The 18837-nt window shown below is 39.3% G+C and carries 15 protein-coding genes; 13 read left to right on the top strand and 2 right to left on the bottom strand.

The window, feature by feature from the left end; genetic code table 11:
• Positions 1-344 precede the first annotated feature (344 nt).
• Positions 345-1406: a glycosyltransferase family 4 protein gene (locus DCE79_RS02770; RefSeq protein ID WP_108711601.1), complete on the top strand. Its 1062-nt coding sequence runs from the start codon at positions 345-347 to the stop codon at positions 1404-1406.
• A 660-nt stretch (positions 1407-2066) separates the two neighbouring features.
• On the opposite strand, the gene DCE79_RS02775 is transcribed toward DCE79_RS02770, so the two are convergent.
• The gene (locus DCE79_RS02775; RefSeq protein WP_108711602.1) at positions 2067-3119 is read right to left on the bottom strand and encodes an LCP family protein; all 1053 of its coding nucleotides are present in this window, start codon (positions 3117-3119) and stop codon (positions 2067-2069) included.
• 112 nt (positions 3120-3231) lie between these two features.
• Positions 3232-3867, bottom strand: coding sequence for a YigZ family protein (locus tag DCE79_RS02780; RefSeq protein ID WP_108711603.1), 636 nt, complete (start codon positions 3865-3867; stop codon positions 3232-3234).
• A gap of 161 nt (positions 3868-4028) precedes the next feature.
• On the opposite strand from DCE79_RS02780, the gene DCE79_RS02785 reads away from it, so the two are divergent.
• The 12 genes from DCE79_RS02785 to flgL (DCE79_RS02840) all read left to right on the top strand — a co-directional run bounded on the left by DCE79_RS02785 (position 4029) and on the right by flgL (DCE79_RS02840) (position 18444).
• On the top strand, positions 4029-5192 hold the full coding sequence (locus DCE79_RS02785; protein ID WP_108711604.1) for a sensor histidine kinase: 1164 nt from the start codon (positions 4029-4031) through the stop codon (positions 5190-5192).
• Positions 5193-5214: 22 nt separating this feature from the next.
• On the top strand, positions 5215-5889 hold the full coding sequence (locus tag DCE79_RS02790) for a response regulator transcription factor (protein ID WP_108711605.1): 675 nt from the start codon (positions 5215-5217) through the stop codon (positions 5887-5889).
• A gap of 2512 nt (positions 5890-8401) precedes the next feature.
• Positions 8402-8920 carry a nuclear transport factor 2 family protein gene (locus tag DCE79_RS02795; RefSeq protein ID WP_108711606.1) on the top strand — a complete coding sequence of 173 codons (519 nt, stop codon included), beginning with the start codon at positions 8402-8404 and terminating at the stop codon, positions 8918-8920.
• A gap of 165 nt (positions 8921-9085) precedes the next feature.
• A complete protein-coding gene (locus tag DCE79_RS02800) occupies positions 9086-9928 on the top strand; it encodes a DegV family protein (protein ID WP_108714407.1) in 843 nt (280 codons plus the stop codon).
• Between the two features lie 98 nt (positions 9929-10026).
• Positions 10027-11445: an ATP-dependent helicase ComFA gene (locus DCE79_RS02805; protein ID WP_108711607.1), complete on the top strand. Its 1419-nt coding sequence runs from the start codon at positions 10027-10029 to the stop codon at positions 11443-11445.
• Positions 11438-12043 carry a ComF family protein gene (locus tag DCE79_RS02810; protein ID WP_108711608.1) on the top strand — a complete coding sequence of 202 codons (606 nt, stop codon included), beginning with the start codon at positions 11438-11440 and terminating at the stop codon, positions 12041-12043. The genes DCE79_RS02805 and DCE79_RS02810 overlap by 8 nt, the downstream gene beginning before the upstream one ends.
• A 113-nt stretch (positions 12044-12156) precedes the next feature.
• Positions 12157-12567: a TIGR03826 family flagellar region protein gene (locus DCE79_RS02815; protein WP_108711609.1), complete on the top strand. Its 411-nt coding sequence runs from the start codon at positions 12157-12159 to the stop codon at positions 12565-12567.
• 1322 nt (positions 12568-13889) lie between these two features.
• Complete coding sequence (gene flgM, locus DCE79_RS02820) at positions 13890-14150, top strand: flagellar biosynthesis anti-sigma factor FlgM (protein ID WP_108711610.1); 261 nt, start codon at positions 13890-13892, stop codon at positions 14148-14150.
• A gap of 36 nt (positions 14151-14186) precedes the next feature.
• Positions 14187-14696: a flagellar protein FlgN gene (locus DCE79_RS02825; protein ID WP_234417318.1), complete on the top strand. Its 510-nt coding sequence runs from the start codon at positions 14187-14189 to the stop codon at positions 14694-14696.
• Positions 14697-14805: 109 nt separating this feature from the next.
• Positions 14806-16362: a flagellar hook-associated protein FlgK gene (flgK, locus tag DCE79_RS02830; RefSeq protein WP_108711611.1), complete on the top strand. Its 1557-nt coding sequence runs from the start codon at positions 14806-14808 to the stop codon at positions 16360-16362.
• A 43-nt stretch (positions 16363-16405) separates the two neighbouring features.
• A complete protein-coding gene (flgL, locus tag DCE79_RS02835) occupies positions 16406-17293 on the top strand; it encodes a flagellar hook-associated protein FlgL (RefSeq protein ID WP_108711612.1) in 888 nt (295 codons plus the stop codon).
• Positions 17294-17448: 155 nt separating this feature from the next.
• A complete protein-coding gene (flgL, locus tag DCE79_RS02840; protein ID WP_108711613.1) occupies positions 17449-18444 on the top strand; it encodes a flagellar hook-associated protein FlgL in 996 nt (331 codons plus the stop codon).
• Positions 18445-18837 lie beyond the last annotated feature (393 nt).

Raw genomic sequence — 18837 nt, forward strand, 5'->3', positions numbered from 1 at the left:
CTTTAAATTGGTCGACTTTAATATAGTAGACACTCAATTATTTTATCAAATTTTGAGCGTTATGACTACCTGACAATAGGGAAAACATAGGAATTTTAGAAATAAATTGGATGAAAACATAACAAAAAGTTGATATTTATTTGATACAAAATTTAATTTTGGAAAAATACTATTAAAAAATCGATAGAAAATGATGTTGAACAACCTGGAAATTTACTTGAAGGATTTATATCTATATTTTATGAAGTGTTCATGCTATACTTACCTTGAATAAAAATGTATACGTATTTGCTTTCTATAGAAGTGAATGAAGCAAATAGATTACGCAATTAAGGAGGACAGACATGATTTATGTGTCTTTAATTGTGGCATTTATTGCCGCTATTGTACTTACTCCGCTAGTGAAACGATTAGCGTTTCGTATTGGCGCTGTAGATGCCCCAAACTATCGAAAAGTCCATGCTCGCATTATGCCGCGACTGGGTGGATTAGCAATTTATCTTGCGTTCATGATTGGTATTATATTTTTGAAAGTTGTCACAAATTTCCAAAGTGATTATTTATATGCGATTTTAGCTGCGGCTACAATCATTGTTATAACAGGTATCGTTGATGATATGCGCGAAATCTCTGCAAAGGCAAAAATGTTAGGTCAGCTCGTTGCTGCCTGTATCGTAGTTTTTGTCGGAGGTATTCAAATTGACGTCATTAACTTACCATTCGGTGCAGGCGAGCTTGTATTCGGTTGGGTAGGTATCCCATTAACAATTATTTGGATTGTAGGGATCACAAACGCGATTAATTTAATTGACGGTTTAGATGGCTTAGCTGCCGGTGTATCTACAATTGCTTTAATAACATTAGCTGTCATGGCAATGCTTATGGGGAACGGGATTGTTATTGCGATGGCTGCAATTTTAGCTGCTGGAACAATTGGGTTCTTATTCTACAACTTCCACCCAGCAAAAATTTTCATGGGGGATACGGGCGCTTTATTTTTAGGATTTATGATTTCAGTGCTTGCACTATTAGGATTCAAAAACCTTGCAGTGATTTCATTCGTCATTCCAGTAATCATTTTAGGTGTTCCAATTTCAGATACATTCTTCGCGATTGTTCGTCGTTTACGTATGAAGAAAAAATGGTCTGATCCAGACAAATCACATTTACATCACCGTTTATTAGATATTGGATTCTCGCATCGTCAAACGGTTTTAATTATTTATGCAATGGCATCTGTGTTTGGGATTGTTTCGATTCTATTCTCAATGTCAACAGTATGGGGCGCAATCCTCATTATCACTGTATTACTTGTAGCAATTGAGTTACTTGTAGAAGTTATCGGCCTCGCTGGTAAAAACTATAAGCCACTACTCAACTTATTAACAAGAAATCATAACGATTAACATTCACCGCCCACCGCGAATATGGTGGGCGGTTTTATTTTTTGGTTTTTGGATTAATCATGGTGGATTAAAGAAATATATATTATTTTGAATTTCTCTATAATAAAGTCCGTTGATTTCCATTACGAGGGGGACGCTTTCCACGGGCGGGGCCAATCCTCCTCGTCGCTATGCTCCTGCGGTGTATCGGCTGTCCCGCTTTTCCCGTAGGAGTCGCCACCTCTTCATTCCAATCAACTCAATCTAAATCAATGGATATCTCAGTGAAAAATAAACATTCTCAATATATTATTGAGACGACTTTGAGTTTTAAATTAGTTTCTCTATGAATGAAGTGAAGATTCAGTAGAACATTTATTTAAGAATTCATACAAGACGATAAATGTCTTTTGATATTAGTCTTTATCAACAAATAAAATCTATACGCGAATAATATGCTTTGTGAATTGATTGTAGTGTAGGCGGCGACTTCTGCGGGAACAGCGCGGGCGGAAAATCCACTTATTTCAGGACACGTCCTGAAATAAGTTAGTTGGAGCCGTGCCCGCGAAACGCGTCCGCCGAAACGGAAATCAATTCCATTGTACAACAAAAAACCACAAATTTGACTGAGGTCAAATTTATGGTTTTTAAAACGCGATAGCCATCAATCACTAAAATCTATTGCACGCTATCCTCATCATCACTAGCATTTGATGCTGAGCTTGATGAAGAGTCTGTGCTTGAAAGATCTGTTGAATCTGGAATTAAGCCTAAGTGACTTTGTAATACTTGTTTCATTTCTTCTAAATCTCCGTTATCTAATTTGTAATAATATGTGCCTGTTGACATATCGTTATAGCCTTTTAATGAAAGCGTATCGATACGAGGCATACCGTTTGTTAAATAACTGAAGAATGATTTCATTTCTTTGAAAGACATATCTGTTTTCATGTTATTACCGACTGCTTCAAGAATATCATCGTATTTGGTAATCGATGTGAATGAAGAAGCTTTGCTGGCAATGGCTTTAATAACTTCTTGCTGACGTTTACCACGTTCAATGTCACTATCTTGCTTACGTGTACGTGCGAATGCAAGTGCTTCACGTCCATTTAATTCTTGGAAGCCTGGGTCTAATTTAACCGTACGTTTATCGTTTTCATCTAATTCATTTAACTTGTAAGGGACATCTACTTCAACACCGCCAAGAGCATCAACAATATCGATAAATGCTTCAAAGTTTAAACGGAAATAATAGTCTACTGGAATTTCAAATAATTCTTCAACGGTTTCGATTGTTGCTAATGTACCACCGAAAGCATGAGCATGCGTGATTTTGTCTTCGTCCCTAATGTAAGGAATGTAAACATATGAATCACGAGGAATACTTACTAGTTTTACTGTTTTTGTTTTATTGTTTAATGTTGCAAGTAATAATGCATCAGAACGCGAATTGTCGGCACCTTGACCACGTTTTTCGCTATCGTCAACACCGACAAATAGAATGGAAACATTGTCAGTAGCTGCCTCGGCTTTTACATCACGTTGTTCGGAGATTTCTCGTTCTTCGATTTCTTCATAAGCGACACCCGCAGCGTGTTCGGCTTTTTTCGTTAAATAAACGCCATAAGCAGTTGCGCATATCATTACGGAAGCAGCGAGTAATAATACTACCTTTAAAAACAGCTTAAACTTCGAAGATCCCTTCTTCTTTGCTTTTTTATTTTCCATTAAAATTCTCCTCTAAGTTAGGAATTGTCTATCTGTTTATCATGAATTTTAAGATAAGTTTGCAATCTTATTTATTATACTACTATCTACTTATGTCGTAAATTGAAAAATGCTATTTGCGTAGAAATTCGATAAATAGCGCTTCTTCGTTCGTAGTAATCGCTTGACCATTCGTTAATTCTGTTATCCATGAGACGAATTCTGTTTCTTTTTCCTTTAAAACGGAAACAAAAATTTCAACATTTTCTGCGTATTCAATGCTGCGTAATGTAAATTCAGAAGCGCGAATTTCATTTTCTAATTTTCCGAGCCAAATATAATCAATCTTCACTTTCATTACATAATGTAATTTGCGTTCGACAACTTGTGCAGCGGCAATGCCTTCTGTTGTGGCTTTTCCGTAAGCACGGACTAATCCGCCTCCACCAAGTTTGATGCCCCCGAAATAACGGGTAACAACAACTACTGTGTCTTTTAACCCTTGTTTCTTTAAAACTTCTAACATAGGGACGCCAGCAGTGCCACTAGGTTCCCCATCATCATTGGCTTTTTGAATATGATCATGTTCACCAATCATATAGCATGAGCAATTATGCGTAGCGTTTGCATGTAACTTTTTAATTTTACTAATAAATAGTAATGCTTCTTCTTCTGTTTCGGCACGTTCTACATAGGTAAGAAAACGAGATTTAGATAGGATAATTTCTGATTCACCGTATCCTTTGACGGTGAAATAGTTATTTCTCATTAAATTTTCTCCTTATATTTACAATAATAGACTTATTTTGTAGTTACAATATATCTTAAAAAATGATTTAATAATGTTATAATAGGTATGTACTATATTAGTAGGAAAATGAAAAAAAAGATAGAATTAGATTAACATTCAATTGACGAGGAGTGAGGACCATGTTTCCAAATGATCGCATTGATATCGCCTCGCTAGACGTAATTTTTAATCGAATGTTAGAAACGATAACGAATTCTAAAGATGATATTTTTATTATAAGCGAACAAAGTCGTAGAAGCTTTGAAGATATGCAACAGGAGCTAGAAGTTATACGTCAAGAAATTTCGATTACGATTGATGAAAGCGATAATTTAGAAAAGCTTTTACAACTGTCTAGACATCGACTTGTCATCGTAAGTAAAAATTTCACGGAGCATTCGGAGGAACAAATTCGAGCTGCTTATGAAAATACGAACAATTTGCAATTAAAAGTATCACTTTGTCGTGAACGTGAAAAACAATTACGGGATAAGCGTGATGATTTAGAAAGACGATTACGTGCTCTTTATGATACGATTGAAAGAGCAGATCATATCGTCAATCAAGTAAATGTTGTCATTAGTTTTTTGACAACGGACTTAAAACAAGTAGGCGCTGCATTAGAGCAAGCGAAAATCAAACAGGATTTTGGTATTCGTATTATTGCTTCTCAAGAAGAAGAGAGAAAACGTTTATCAAGAGAAATTCATGATGGTCCTGCTCAAATGATGGCAAATGTCCTCATGCGATCGAATTTAATCGATCGCACGTTTAGAGAGAAAGGTGCAGAAGCGGCACTTCAAGAAATTAGTGATTTAAAAGTAAGTGTGCGTAATGCATTGTCTGAAGTGCGTCGAATTATTTATGATTTGCGACCTATGGCACTCGACGACTTAGGCATTGGACCTACATTGAAAAAGTATTTATCTACTATTATGGAATACAACCCAGGCGTCGATATTCAGTTTATGACGTACAATAACGAACGCCGAATATCCTCGGATTATGAGGTAGCAATCTTCCGTTTAGTGCAAGAAAGTGTTAATAATGCATTAAAACATGGAAAGGCGCATCAAATAATTGTAAAACTTGAGTGGTTACGTGACGAAATAAATGTTGTCGTAAAAGATGACGGTAAAGGTTTCGATACGGGAAATATTCGAGAAGGAGCATTTGGCCTCGTTGGTATGAAAGAAAGAATTGACTTGCTAAAAGGTTTTATAGACATTACTAGTACGATCGGTAAAGGAACCGTCATAATGATGAAAGTACCTTTACAAACAGAAGATGAAGAATTATTGTAATAGACCATTAGGGGGTATTTAAATGACGAAAATTATTATTGTAGATGACCATCAATTATTCCGTGAAGGAGTAAAACGTATTTTAGATTTTGAAGATTCATTTGAAGTTGTGGCAGAGGGCGATGACGGTACGGATGTAGTCAACTTATACGAAAAAAACATTCCAGATGTTGTTTTAATGGATATTAATATGCCAGGTAGAAACGGCGTTGAAGCAACAGCAGATCTAATTGCTGAATATCCAGACGCAAAAGTGATGATGTTATCAATTCACGATGACGAATCTTACGTAACACATGCATTAAAATCAGGTGCACTTGGTTACATGTTAAAAGAAATGGATGCAGACGAAATCGTTGAAGCTATCAAAGTAGTTTCAAATGGTGGTTCATACTTACATCCAAAAGTAACGAAAAACTTAGTTGCGGAATTCCGTCGTTTATCAGAACATGAAAACAAAGGAAACTTCCACCAAACAGAAATCCGTCGTCCATTCCACTTATTAACGAAGCGTGAATGTGAAGTATTACAATTACTTACAGATGGTCAATCGAACCGTACAATTGGTGAAACATTATTCATCTCAGAAAAAACGGTTAAAAATCATGTATCAAGTATTTTACAAAAAATGAACGTAAACGACCGTACACAAGCGGTAGTAACAGCTATCAAAAATGGCTGGGTTGAAGTTCGTTAATCTATTAAAATCCGAGCAGGGGCATTGTATTCGTACAATGTCTCTGCTTTTTTTATTGTCTTGGGGGATTGTCAGAGCTAGTCATCTTCTGATAGAGATGTTATTAAAGTGTATTGGGTTTTGGCAGGCTGGGCGCCCAGAGTCGCAAAGATATGTTGCACATATCTGTACGACTCTTCTTTGCGCCTTGGGCTAGGCCTGCCAAATCATAGGCTAATCCATTATGCCTTTGCATGTATTCAGGGGCGGCGCTGTTGGCGAGCAAAGGCGCCGTTTTTCTTTGAAGCGAGTCCGTTGAATTTTGTGAGTTGAAGGGATTGTCAGAGCTAGTCATCTTCTGATAGAGATGTTATAAAAGTGTATTGGGTTTTGGCAGGCTGGGCGCCCAGAGTCGCAAAGATATGTTGCACATATCTGTACGACTCTTCTGTGCGCCTTGTGCTAGGCCTGCCAAATTAAAGTGTAATCCATTATGCCTTTGCATGTATTCAGGGGCGGCGCTGTTGGCGAGCAAAGGCGCCGTTTTTCTTTGAACGAGTCCTTTGAATTTGGTAGGTTGAAGGGATTGACAGAGCTAGTTATTTTCTAATAGAGATGTTATGAAAGTGTATCGTGTATTGGCAGGCTGGGCGCCCAGAGTCGCAAAGATATGTTGCACATATCTGTACGACTCTTCTGTGCGCCTTGGGCTAGGCCTGCCAAATCAAAGTGTAATCCATTATGCCTTTGCATGTATTCGGGTGCGGCGCTGTTGACGAGCAAAGGCGCCGTTTTCTTTGAAGCGAGTCCGTTGAATTTGGTAGGTTGAAGGGATTGTCAGAGCTAGTCATTTTCTAATAGAGATGTTATGAAAATGTATCGAGTTTTGGCAGGCTGGGCGCCCAGAGTCGCAAAGATATGTTGCACATATCTGTACGACTCTTCTGTGCGCCTTGTGCTAGGCCTGCCAAATCAAAGTGTAATCCATTATGCCTTTGCATGTATTCACGGGCGGCGCTGTTGACGAGCAAAGGCGCCGTTTACTTTTAAAGTGAGTCCGTTGAATTAAGTGTGAAAGGGACTGTCACAGATTCTCTTTTTGTAAAGGGATGAATATATGGATAGATAGGGTTCAATAGTTGTCAACGCCTTCATATTCTATAATGGCAGGATTGCCTTTTCTACTAAAACTCTAGATAAATGAGTTCACAGTATTTAGATGTTAAATAAATAGACTGTGATAAACCCTCTAACCAACTGCATAGGAATGATTATCTATATAAAAAGACTGGCGCCTTGCCCGCACAGCGCCAGCACGTGAATACAAGCAAAGGGAAATGGATACACCTTGAATGGGCGGGCCTTACATACAGCACAAAGAACATTCGCAGAGACTCTTGCAAAGAGGCTTTGTAAATGTGTGCTGCGCCCGCCCAAACGAAATACCCGAATCACCACTATAACAAAGGATGAATTCACTATGATAATACCTACTTATAAGCTTGCGTGCGAAGAACCTGCCAAATGACTACACCCGAATAACCACTTTAATAAAAGGCAGATTCACTGAACTGTATCTTTCTCAACTTTATAAGGGAGATTCGATAAATTTAGAAGACTGGCGCCTACCACTGTAAGCGCCAGCACGTGAATATAAGTAAAAGGAAAATGGATACACCTTATATTGGCAGGTCTTTCACGAAGCACAAAGGCGAGTCGTACAGACATGTGCAACATGGCTGTGCGGCTTGCGTGCGAAGAGCCTGCCAAATGACTATGCCCGAATAACCACTTTAATAAAAGGCGGATCCACTTGAACTTATCTTTCTCTACTTTATAAAAAGATTCGTCTAATAAAAAGACTGGCGCCTACCACTGTAAGCGCCAGCACGTGAATACAAGCAAAAGGAAAATGGATACACCAAGTATTGGCAGGTCTTTCACGAAGCACAAAGGCGAGTCGTACAGACATGTGCAACATGGCTGTGCGGCTTGCGTGCGAAGAACCTGCCAAATGACTATGCCCGAATCACCACTTTAGTAAAAGGCAGATTCACTGAACTGTATCTTTCTCAACTTTATAAAAGGTTCTCCTAATAAACCCACTGGCGCCTTGCCCTGCACAGCGCCAGCACGTGAATACAAGCAAAAGGAAAATGGATACACCAAGTATTGGCAGGTCTTTCACGAAGCACAAAGGCGAGTCGCACAGACATGTGCAACATGACTGTGCGGCTTGCGTGCGAAGAACCTGCCAAAAAGACTACGCCTGAATAACCTTTTCATTAGAAGACTGAAAGAGGCTTTGTGAATGTGTGCTGCGCCCGCCCAAACGAAACACCCGAATCATCTCTTAATTTAACCCCCTATTCCAGTAGCTTTAACAACTACACCCGAAACGTATTTTTTAGAACAATGCAACATCTCCCTGGATTGTGCGTCTTATAGGAAGTGAATGTGAACGGACAAGGAAGTGTCATCGAATTTTAATTCGTTGTGTGCTAAAATGTTTTGCAGGAGGGTTTGTAAAATTATGAAAAAATGGTTAGTAGCTGTAATGGCAGTTTTTGTATTAGCGGCTTGTGGAAACGAGGAAAAAGAAGCATCACCCAAAGAATTACAAAGCACAATTGATGATGGAACAGTTGGATTTGAAATTTTAGGTGACTCGATTCAAGAAGTGGCAAATGTTCCAGAGAACGAAAAAAACGAAATTTTATCTGCATTTAATGACTATATTACAGCCTTTAATGAAGAAGATTTAGAACGTTATAAACAAATTATTTCAAAAAATGCAAAAGGCTTTAAATATGAAGAAGATGTCCAAGCGGTAGCGGAAGTGTTCGAACAATACGATGTTAGCCGAGTGGCGGAGGATGTCACGATTGTAAAGTATGAGGACAACGAAGCACAGGTGTTTTCTAATTTAAAAACGGAAACAAAAGAAATTGAAACCGGTGCAGAGCTTTCGGGAGCGGGTCGACAAGTAACTGTTTTAGTCAAAGAAGACACGTGGAAAGTTTCAAGCATTTATTATATTGGTAGCGAATAATTGAGTGGAATTGATTCAATTCAAAGAGACGTCCCTAGCATGCATATGCCAGGACGTTTTTTTCATATAATAAGAGAGGGATGGACATCTATTGCGATTGTAGAATATCGTTCACAATTACATAGAGATACGTTACACTAGTGAACATAGGAGTGTGGGGAAATGATAAAAACAGCAGTTGTAACAGATAGTACAGCCTATTTAACGCTTGAAGAACGAAAAGCGTACAATATTCATATGATTCCTTTGGGAGTTAATATTGAAGGAACGGTTTATGATGAAGAAGTGACAATTACAGCTACTGAATTTTATGATCGTGTACGTGGGGCAAAGGAATTTCCGAAAACAACCATGCCACCGATTGGAAAATTCGTTGAGCTTTTTGAAAAGCTAGCAACAGATTATGATGAAATCGTAACGATCCATTTATCAAGCGGTATTAGCGGTACATTTGAAGGCGCGGTACAAGCAGGTAAAATGGTAGAAAATATAAACGTGTATGCATTTGATTCAGAAGTGGCAGCTTATTTACAAGGCATGTATGTAAAAGAAGCGGCAAAAAAAGCTGCAGAGGGTGCATCGGGTCTAGAAATACTCGCACATTTAGAGGAACTGAAAACATCGATGGAGGACTATATTATTGTCGATGATTTACAGCATTTACAACGAGGTGGTCGACTATCGGCTGCAGCAGCTCTTATTGGCGGATTACTTCAAGTGAAGCCAGTATTAACTTTCCAAGATAAAGTCATTGTGCCGTTTGAAAAAATCCGCACACGTAAAAAGGCTTTGCGTCGAGTAGAAGAACAGCTTGCAAAAGCAGTTGAAAAATACGGTGCATTACAAGCAACAATCATTCATGCCAACTGTGAAGAAGAGGCGCGCGAATGGATGAATAGCTTATCTGAACAATATCCAACCGTAGATATTACACTAAGCTACTTTGGTCCAGTTGTAGGTACACACTTAGGTGAAGGTGCCATTGCCATGGGTTGGTTAAAAAACTAAATTAGACATTCAGAGACAGTCACTACGATATTTTAGGGGTAGTGGCTGTTTTTTGATTTTAATAGATATAAAAATTCATATCAAAAGGAGACGAACTAATGATCAAGCAACGATCCAAGCACTACAAACTATCAAAACTCCGCCAATTCAAGACTTACCGAGGCTTCCTCATCGAACCTGCCATCAGAAATTTCTTCACAGGCCGCATTTGGCAACGCAGTCACACCCCATTCCCACAATCAAAAATTGAAACCTATATCACGCGCGGCTATTTCGAAGTTGTGCCAGCTGTCCTAACGAAACCCAAACTAAGCTGCAGGCGCTGTCACAATGAAACTCGTCAAAAATTTGTCGCCTTCCACTGTGCAAAATGTAAGAGTACCTGCTATTACTGTCGCCACTGCATCACGATGGGGCGGATGTGTAGCTGTGATGAATTGCTACTATGGAAATCCAAAGAAACTCCACTCGCACAACCTACGCCGAACTTTACTTGGGCGGGTCAACTAACCACACAGCAAGAAAAAGCCGCGAAAGAGTTAACAGAAAACCTCATCCGAAATCGCCATCATCTTGTGTCAGCTGTATGTGGTGCTGGAAAAACAGAAATCCTTTTTGCCGCCATTCACCAATCACTACTAGCAGGAAAACGTGTCTGTGTCGCAACACCACGAACGGATGTTGTGCTCGAACTGTTTCCGAGGTTTCAACAAGTTTTCCAAAACATCATTCTTCATGCCTATTATGGCAATGCCCCGCAGCAACAAGGATTCGCGCAACTCGTGCTCGCTACGACGCATCAGCTATACCGATTTGAAAACGCGTTTGATGTGATGATTGTTGACGAGGCAGATGCCTTTCCTTATACATTCGATGAAGCTTTACAGCGCGCGGTTTTAAAGGCCAAAACCTCTGATGCTCCCATCGCATTTGTCACCGCAACCCCATCTCAAAAGCTACTCACCCAACAGTCCAAACAAAACTGGGGCTATTCCTTTATCGCACGTCGTTTCCATGGCTTTCCACTACCTGTCCCAAAATTCCAATCGCTATGGCGTTACGAAAAAGCCTTTCAAAAGGGGGAAATCCCACCAAAACTCCTGCGTTGGCTCGAACAACGACTTCAGAATAACGAGCCATTTCTCCTATTCTTCCCAACAATTGAACTCATGGAACTGGCAACACCGCTATTTCAACACTATGATTCCTCCATTGAAAGCGTGCATGCCGAAGACCCAAACCGAAAAGAAAAAGTCGTACAGCTCAGAAATGAAGAGCGAAAGGGGCTGTTAACGACCTCCATTTTAGAGCGCGGCATTACGATCAAAAATGTTCAAGTAGCGGTCATCGGTGCAGAAAATCCCGTTTTTACGTCGAGCGCATTGATTCAAATTAGCGGACGTGTTGGGCGGAATATAGCTTTTCCTGATGGTGATATAACATTTTTTCATCACGGATTGACGTTAGAAATGGATGTAGCGCGAAAAAAGATTTTGGAGATGAACCAGTATGAATAAAACAATTACCCACTGCTTACTATGCGAGCGAGAGCTACAAATTCGCTTTGGCTGGAAGGAACTACTTGTAAAAACATTGCCACAAACGATTTGCCCACGTTGTGAAGAGCGCTTTGAACGCATCGAACAGCAACGTGAAAAAGAGATCATTTCGCTTTATCACTATAATGAAGCAATGAAGGATTTTTTACATCGCTATAAGTTTTTACATGATGTTTATCTAGCACATACATTCAACCAAATACTCCACGAGCACCTAAAAAATGAAACCTACACGATCGTCCCCATCCCCATGCATCCAGATAACTTGAAAATTAGAACGTTTGCACATGTCGAAGAGCTATTAAAAGCCGCCAATATTCGATTCGAACAACATTTAACAAAGCTTTCAAAAGAGCAGCAAGCCTTAAAATCCCGCGAAGAGCGACTGCAAACCCCACAGCTATTTGATGCAATCGATTCAGCAACTATTAAAGGAAAGAGTATTTTATTAATTGACGATATTTTTACAACAGGTACAACGATGCGACATGCCGAAAAAGTACTGAAGCAAGCAGGAGCTAAGGACGTGTGCGGAATTACATTAATCCATGGTTGAAAAATAGGGAATTTCACTCATATCTGAAAAAGTAACAAAGTTGTCAATGAAAAATTGGTCACGTTATGTATAATGAATGTAGAGTATTTTCGGACGAATAAGGGGGAGGACCAATGGCTGAGTTAAGAAATTGCCCGATGTGTGATGATTTTTTCAATTACACGGGATTACGCGAAGTTTGTCATAATTGTGCGCAAAAAGAAGAAGATATGTACCAAGTTGTGTACCGTTTTTTACGTAAACGTGAAAACCGTGCAGCGAATGTTGATCGTATTATCGAGGCAACGGGTGTTGAAAAGGATTTACTTTACAAGTGGGTACGAAAAGGGCGTTTACACCCAGCTGTATTCCCAAGCTTAGGTTATCCATGTGATAACTGCGGGCATTTAACAACGAAGGGCAAGCTTTGTGATAACTGCCAAAGTGAGCTCAAATCAGATTTACGTACATTTGAAGCGGCAAAGGAATTCCGTCAAGATGTGGTGCGCCGTGATCGTGGGACATACCATTCAGAAAAAAAATAATCATTGTAGCAGGCGAAGTCTTATAAATAGGACTTCGTTTTTATTTTTAGTAAAATTAGATAAGTAGCGGTAGTCAATATTAATAAAGATGTTATTAAAGTGTATCGAGTATTGGCAGGCTGGGCGCCCAGATTCGCAAAGATATGTTGCACATATCTGTACGACTCTTTTTTGTGCCTTGTGCTAGGCCTGCCAAATCAAAGTGTAATCCATTCTACTTTTGCATGTATTCAGGGGCGGCGCTGTTGACGAGCAAAGGCGCCGTTTTTCTTTGAAGCGAGTCCGTTGAATTTTGTGAGCAAGGGGATTGTCAGAGCTGGTCAAATTCTAATAAATATTCTATTAAGGTGTTTCATTTTTGGCAGGCGACCGCATATCAGCAGCAGGGTCACGTGGTACGTGTCCCTACTACTGATACTGTTGCGGTGTGCTAGGCCTGCCAAATCAAAGTGTAATCCATTATGCCTTTGCATGAATTCAGGGGCGGCGCTGTTGGCGAGCAAAGGCGCCGTTTACTTTTAAAGCGAGTCCGTTGAATTTTGTGAGCAAGGGGATTGTCAGAGCTGGTCAAATTCTAATAAATATTCTATTAAGGTGTTTCATTTTTGGCAGGCGACCGCATATCAGCAGCAGGGTCACGTGGTACGTGTCCCTACTACTGATACTGTTGCGGTATGCTAGGCCTGCCAAATCAAAGTGTAATCCATTATGCCTTTGCATATATTCAGGGGCGGCGCTGTTGACGAGCGAAGGCGCCGTTTTTCTTTAAAGCGAGTCCGTTGAATTTGGTAGAGCAAGGGGATTGTTACATCTATTCCTTTTATAAAGGGATGATTAGGCTGTATTAGTTGGCATTGCCTTATCTTCTAAATCTCTAGATAAATGAGTTCACAGTATTTTGATGTTAAATAATTACACTGTGATAATCCTTCTGACCAACCGCATAGGAATGATTATCTATATAAACCGACTGGCGCCTTGCCCCGCACAGCGCCAGCACGTGAATACAAGCAAAAGGAAAATGGATACACCTTGAATGGGAGGGCCTAACACACAGCACAAAGAACATTCGCAGAGACTCTTGCAAAGAGGCTTTGTGAATGTGTGCTGCGCCCGCCCAAACGAAACACCCGAATCACCACCGTAATAAAGGGCGAATTCACTGTGACTTTCCCTACTATATAAAAATTTGACCATATAAGAAAAATTCACCAGATACGACAGCTAAATTGCCCATTTTTCAAAAGAAATCATAAACAATTTTCTGATACAACCGAAATATATTGTAGACAGAGGATTTAATTGAGGGGAGGCCTATTAAGATGAAGATTAATCCAATTGGTATACAAGCCATTCAATCCTACAAAAATCAAACACGTGTTGCCAAAAGTGAAAATACGTCAAAAACATTTGCGGATCATATCGAAATTTCTTCAAAAGCAAAAGAAATGCAGTCAACGTCAACGTATGCAAACGAACGCGCGGAACGCATGAAAAAGTTGAAGGAAGACATTGATTCAGGGAATTACAAAGTAGATGCCAAACAAGTTGCAGCAGATATGCTGAAGTACTATCGCCGTTAATTCCTAAAATAATAGTTAAGTAAGGGAGAGCTCCGTATGATGTCGATTGAAAAAATCGTAGCAACGCTGGAAAAGCTAGAAAAAATGCATAAAAGTCTACTCGAATTAGCGATTGCTAAGACAGAATATATCAAGCTTGGCGATATGGAAAAGTTAGATCAGCAAATCAAAAACGAGCAAGCCCATGTAGCAGCGATTGATACACTTGAGCAACAGCGTCAGTTGATGGTAACGGATTACCTACGAGCAAAAGGAATTGCTTTCACTGACATACCAACTGTAGCTGAGTTGATCGAAGCTGCTGAAGATTCGGAATCAAAGGAAGCATTAGCAAGCGTGAGAAACCGTCTAGTCGACTTACTCGGAAAACTAAAAACACAAAATGATTTAAATCAAAAAATGGTATTTAACTCATTACAATTTGTCAATATTACACTCGATTCGATGCGACCACAGCGTCAAAACCAGCAGTTCAACTACTCCGGTGCAGAAGTTCGAGGTAATTCAGAAGTCGCTCGAAAATCATTTAACGAATTTAAAGCCTAAACGCATGTAAGAAAACGCATGCAGCGAGTTGTACATGCGTTTTCTTATTGTTTAGTTATGGCTTTTGCTACATAACTTTATCAAACTATAAAAAGGGAGGCCCAAAAACATGCGCTCAACATTTATGGGACTTGAAGCAAGTAAACGCGGACTTTATACACAACAATCGGCCCTTTATACAACAGGCCATAACATTTCAAATGCCAACACAGATGGCTACACACGCCAACGCGTTAACATGGAAACAACACCAGGTTATCCGGGTTCAGGCTTAAACTCACCAACAACAGCAGGGCATATCGGTACAGGTGTAGAAGCACAATCGGTTCAACGTATTCGCGACCAATTCGTAGACCGCCAATTCCGTCAAGAGACGAACAAATTAGGTTACTGGGAAGCGACAACACGAACAATTTCTCAAATGGAAGATGTAATGTCTGAACCTTCTGAGTTTGGGGTCAACCAAGCTTTCACAGATTTTTGGAAAGCAATGGAGGATATAAACACCAATCCAAAAGACACAGCAGCACGACAAGTGTTGATTTCGAGAGGTCAATCGTTAGCGGAATCATTCAATTACATGGATACGCAGTTAAAGTTAATCCAAGGGAATATCGGAAACGAAATTGACGTAACTACTCAAAAAGCAAACAATATATTAAAACAAATCGCAGAACTAAATAAGCAAATTATATCAGTTGAGCCAAATGGCTACATGCCAAATGATTTATATGATGCACGTGACGTTTTACTCGATCAACTAAATGACATCATGCCAGTATCTGTTTCATACGAAAAATCAGGTGGTAACGCATTAGCAATCGCTGAAGGTAGTATGACGGTAACGTATAAAGCGTATCCAGATGGCGAGGAATTTACGTTAGTTCAAGGTAGAGAATATGCTACTATCAATGCCATGGATAACAAGGGCGGACCAGTTGATGGTGATGTAGATGAGACTGATACAAATAGCTACTATTCATTCGCTGGTTTAGCAATTTCAGCTATCGGCTATCCACCAACAGCAACAGTAGATGTATCTGTTCAATACGCAAACATGGAGCCAAGCAAAGGTAGTCTTAACGGATTAATTGATTCTTATGGCTATACGGAAGGCACTAATACTAAAGGGATTTACCCAGAAATGCTTTCTCAGCTTGATAACTTAGCAAAAGAATTTATTACTGTATTCAATGAACAGCATTCAAAAGGTTATGACATTGGCGATCCATCCACACAGGGAACAGCTTTCTTCTCGGGTGACTCAGCAAGATCATTTGGCGTACTTATTACAGAGCCGAAAAAAGTAGCTGCATCAAGTGCAACGGGTGAAGAAGGTAACAACAAAAATATGTTGGAGCTCGCAAAACTTCAATCAGCGGTTCAAAAAGAACTACAAGGCGGTACATTCCAATCATTCTACAAATCATTAATTGGTGATTTAGCCGTTAAAGGTCAACAAGCAGTGACATTAGAGTACAACTCCGGCACATTACGCCTACAAATCGAAAAAAACCGAGCATCTCACAATTCTGTATCACTAGATGAAGAGATGACAAACATGATTACATTCCAACAAGCATACAACGCCAACGCACGTATGATTACCGTAATCGACGAAACATTAGACAAAATCATCAACGGCATGGGCCGCGTAGGATTATAATAAACAACTTAGACTAGACAACTAGAAAGAAGGATATTTCAACATGCGCGTTACACAATCAATGCTATCGAGCAATTTGCTTCGAAACCTGAATACAAGCTACACCAAGATGAGTAAACTCCAAGAACAAATTGAATCAGGGAGCATTATTAGTCGCCCATCTGATGACCCAGTAGTCGCAGTAAAAGGAATGGGCTATCGCGTAGATATAGATAAAATCGAACAATATCAGCGTAATATTGGAGAAGTAAACACATGGATCGATACAACGGATGATGCATTAGATCAAGTTGGTACATCGTTAATTCGTGTGCAAGAATTAGTGACACAAGCAGCAAATGATTCGAATACGGATGATGAACGTAAAAAAATCGAAGCTGAAATTGATCAAATTCAACAACAAATCCGAGATATCGCTAATACGAAAGTCGGAGAAAACTATATTTTTTCAGGGACAAATACGAATACACCACTTTATACGGATACAAAAGCAGGTACTATGCAAACTGGTACAGGTTTGGCAGAAACAATTACAATTAATGTGTTTGACGGTGTAACAATGCAAGTAAATATCGAAGGAGAGGACTTTTTTTCAAAAATCGATACAATGATGACAGATGTATCGAATGCATTAAAAAAAACAGATTCTTCAGGCCAAGAAATTGGCGATTTACTTAATAGAATTCAAGGACAATCTAATGTAGTATTAGAACAACGTGCAGTTGTTGGTGCAAGACAAAATCGTGCAGAGTTAATGGCAAACCGCCTATCTATGCAGGAAATCAATGTAACAAAGCAGATGTCTAATAACGAAGACACAGATTACTCAAAAGCAATTACAGAAATGACAACAGCCGAATCAATCCACCAAGCCTCTCTTTCGGTTGGTGCTAAAATTATTCAACAGACTTTAGTAGATTTCATCCGTTAAGATGAAATCTACTAAAGTTCAATAAATAACGTAACCCATAAATAATACAAAGTTCTATTCGTGAAGTGGCAAAACACATTCAACATTAGATCATACATCCAGAAACCACAGTGTTTACACCATTTCAAAATTTCTATTTTGAAAGGGGAATGGCAATGCGCGTTACACAATCGATGTTATCAAGCAATATGCTTCGAAATTTAAATAATAGCTATAATAAAATGGCAAAATATCAAAATATGTTAGAGTCAGGGATGAAGATTTCTCGACCATCTGATGATCCAGTCGTAGCGGTAAAAGGCATGGGTTACCGAGTAGAGTTAGATAAAAATGTGCAGTATCAACGTAATATGGATCAAGCACATTCTTGGTTAGACTCAACAGATGAATCATTAGATCAAGTCGGCACTGTTCTTATTCGCGTAAAAGAATTAATCGTCCAAGCAGCGAATGATACGAACACTAAGGAAGAACGTGAAAAAGTACTTGGTGAAATTAAACAACTTCGTGAACATGTACAAGACTTAGGAAACACAAAAGTCGGAGAAAACTATATTTTTTCAGGTACGAAAACAGGAAGTCCATTATTCGTAAATAATCCAGACCTAACAATTGGTGGAAAAATACTGAATGAAACAGAATTGGGAACTTTAGCAACTTCTACAGCTACATCACCAGTAGCTGGTCAAAAGTCAGTAGAAATCAATGTTTTCGATGGAATAACAGTACAAGTAAATACGGATGGTATGAAATTATTCAATGATATTGATGGCTATTTAAAAGGTGTGGAAGACTTATTAAACCGTCATAATACAATGACACCAGACGATGAAGCAACGGGTCAAGAAATCGGTGACTTACTAGGTGTATCGGGAAGTGGTTCGTCGGCAACAGTACAATTTTTAGACGGTATTACTGAAAAAGTATTAGAAGTACGTGCTACAGTAGGTGCACGCCAAAACCGTCTTGAATTAATGGAAAATCGTTTATCGATGCAAGAAATCAACGTCACAAAGCAAATGTCTATTAATGAAGACACTGACTATTCGAAAACGATTACCGACATGGTAACAGCCGAATCCATCCACCAAGCAGCATTGTCTGTAGGAGCAAAAATTATTCAGCAAACTTTAGTAGATTTCATCCGTTAAGATGAAATCTACTAAAGTTCTGTACCGAAAGCGAAGCGGCAGGTACAAACGTTTTTAGAGAATGAAGATTTCATCCGTTAAGATGAAATCTACTAAAGTTCTGTACCGAAAGCGAAGCGGCAGGTACAAACGTTTTTAGAGATGAAAGATTTCATCCGTTAAGGTGAAATCTACTAAAGTTCTGTACCGAAAGCGAAGCGGCAGGTACAAACGTTTATAGAGAATGAAGATTTCATCCGTTAAGATGAAATCTACTAAAGTTCTGTACCGAAAGCGAAGCGGCAGGTACAAACGTTTTTAGAGAATGAAGATTTCATTCGCTAGAATCCATAAAACAAATACAAAGCGTTTGGACATGCTCCAAACGCTTTTACTCTAAAGGGAGGGACAAGG

The sequence above is a fragment of the Lysinibacillus sp. 2017 genome (genome assembly GCF_003073375.1).
Classification (GTDB): domain Bacteria; phylum Bacillota; class Bacilli; order Bacillales_A; family Planococcaceae; genus Solibacillus.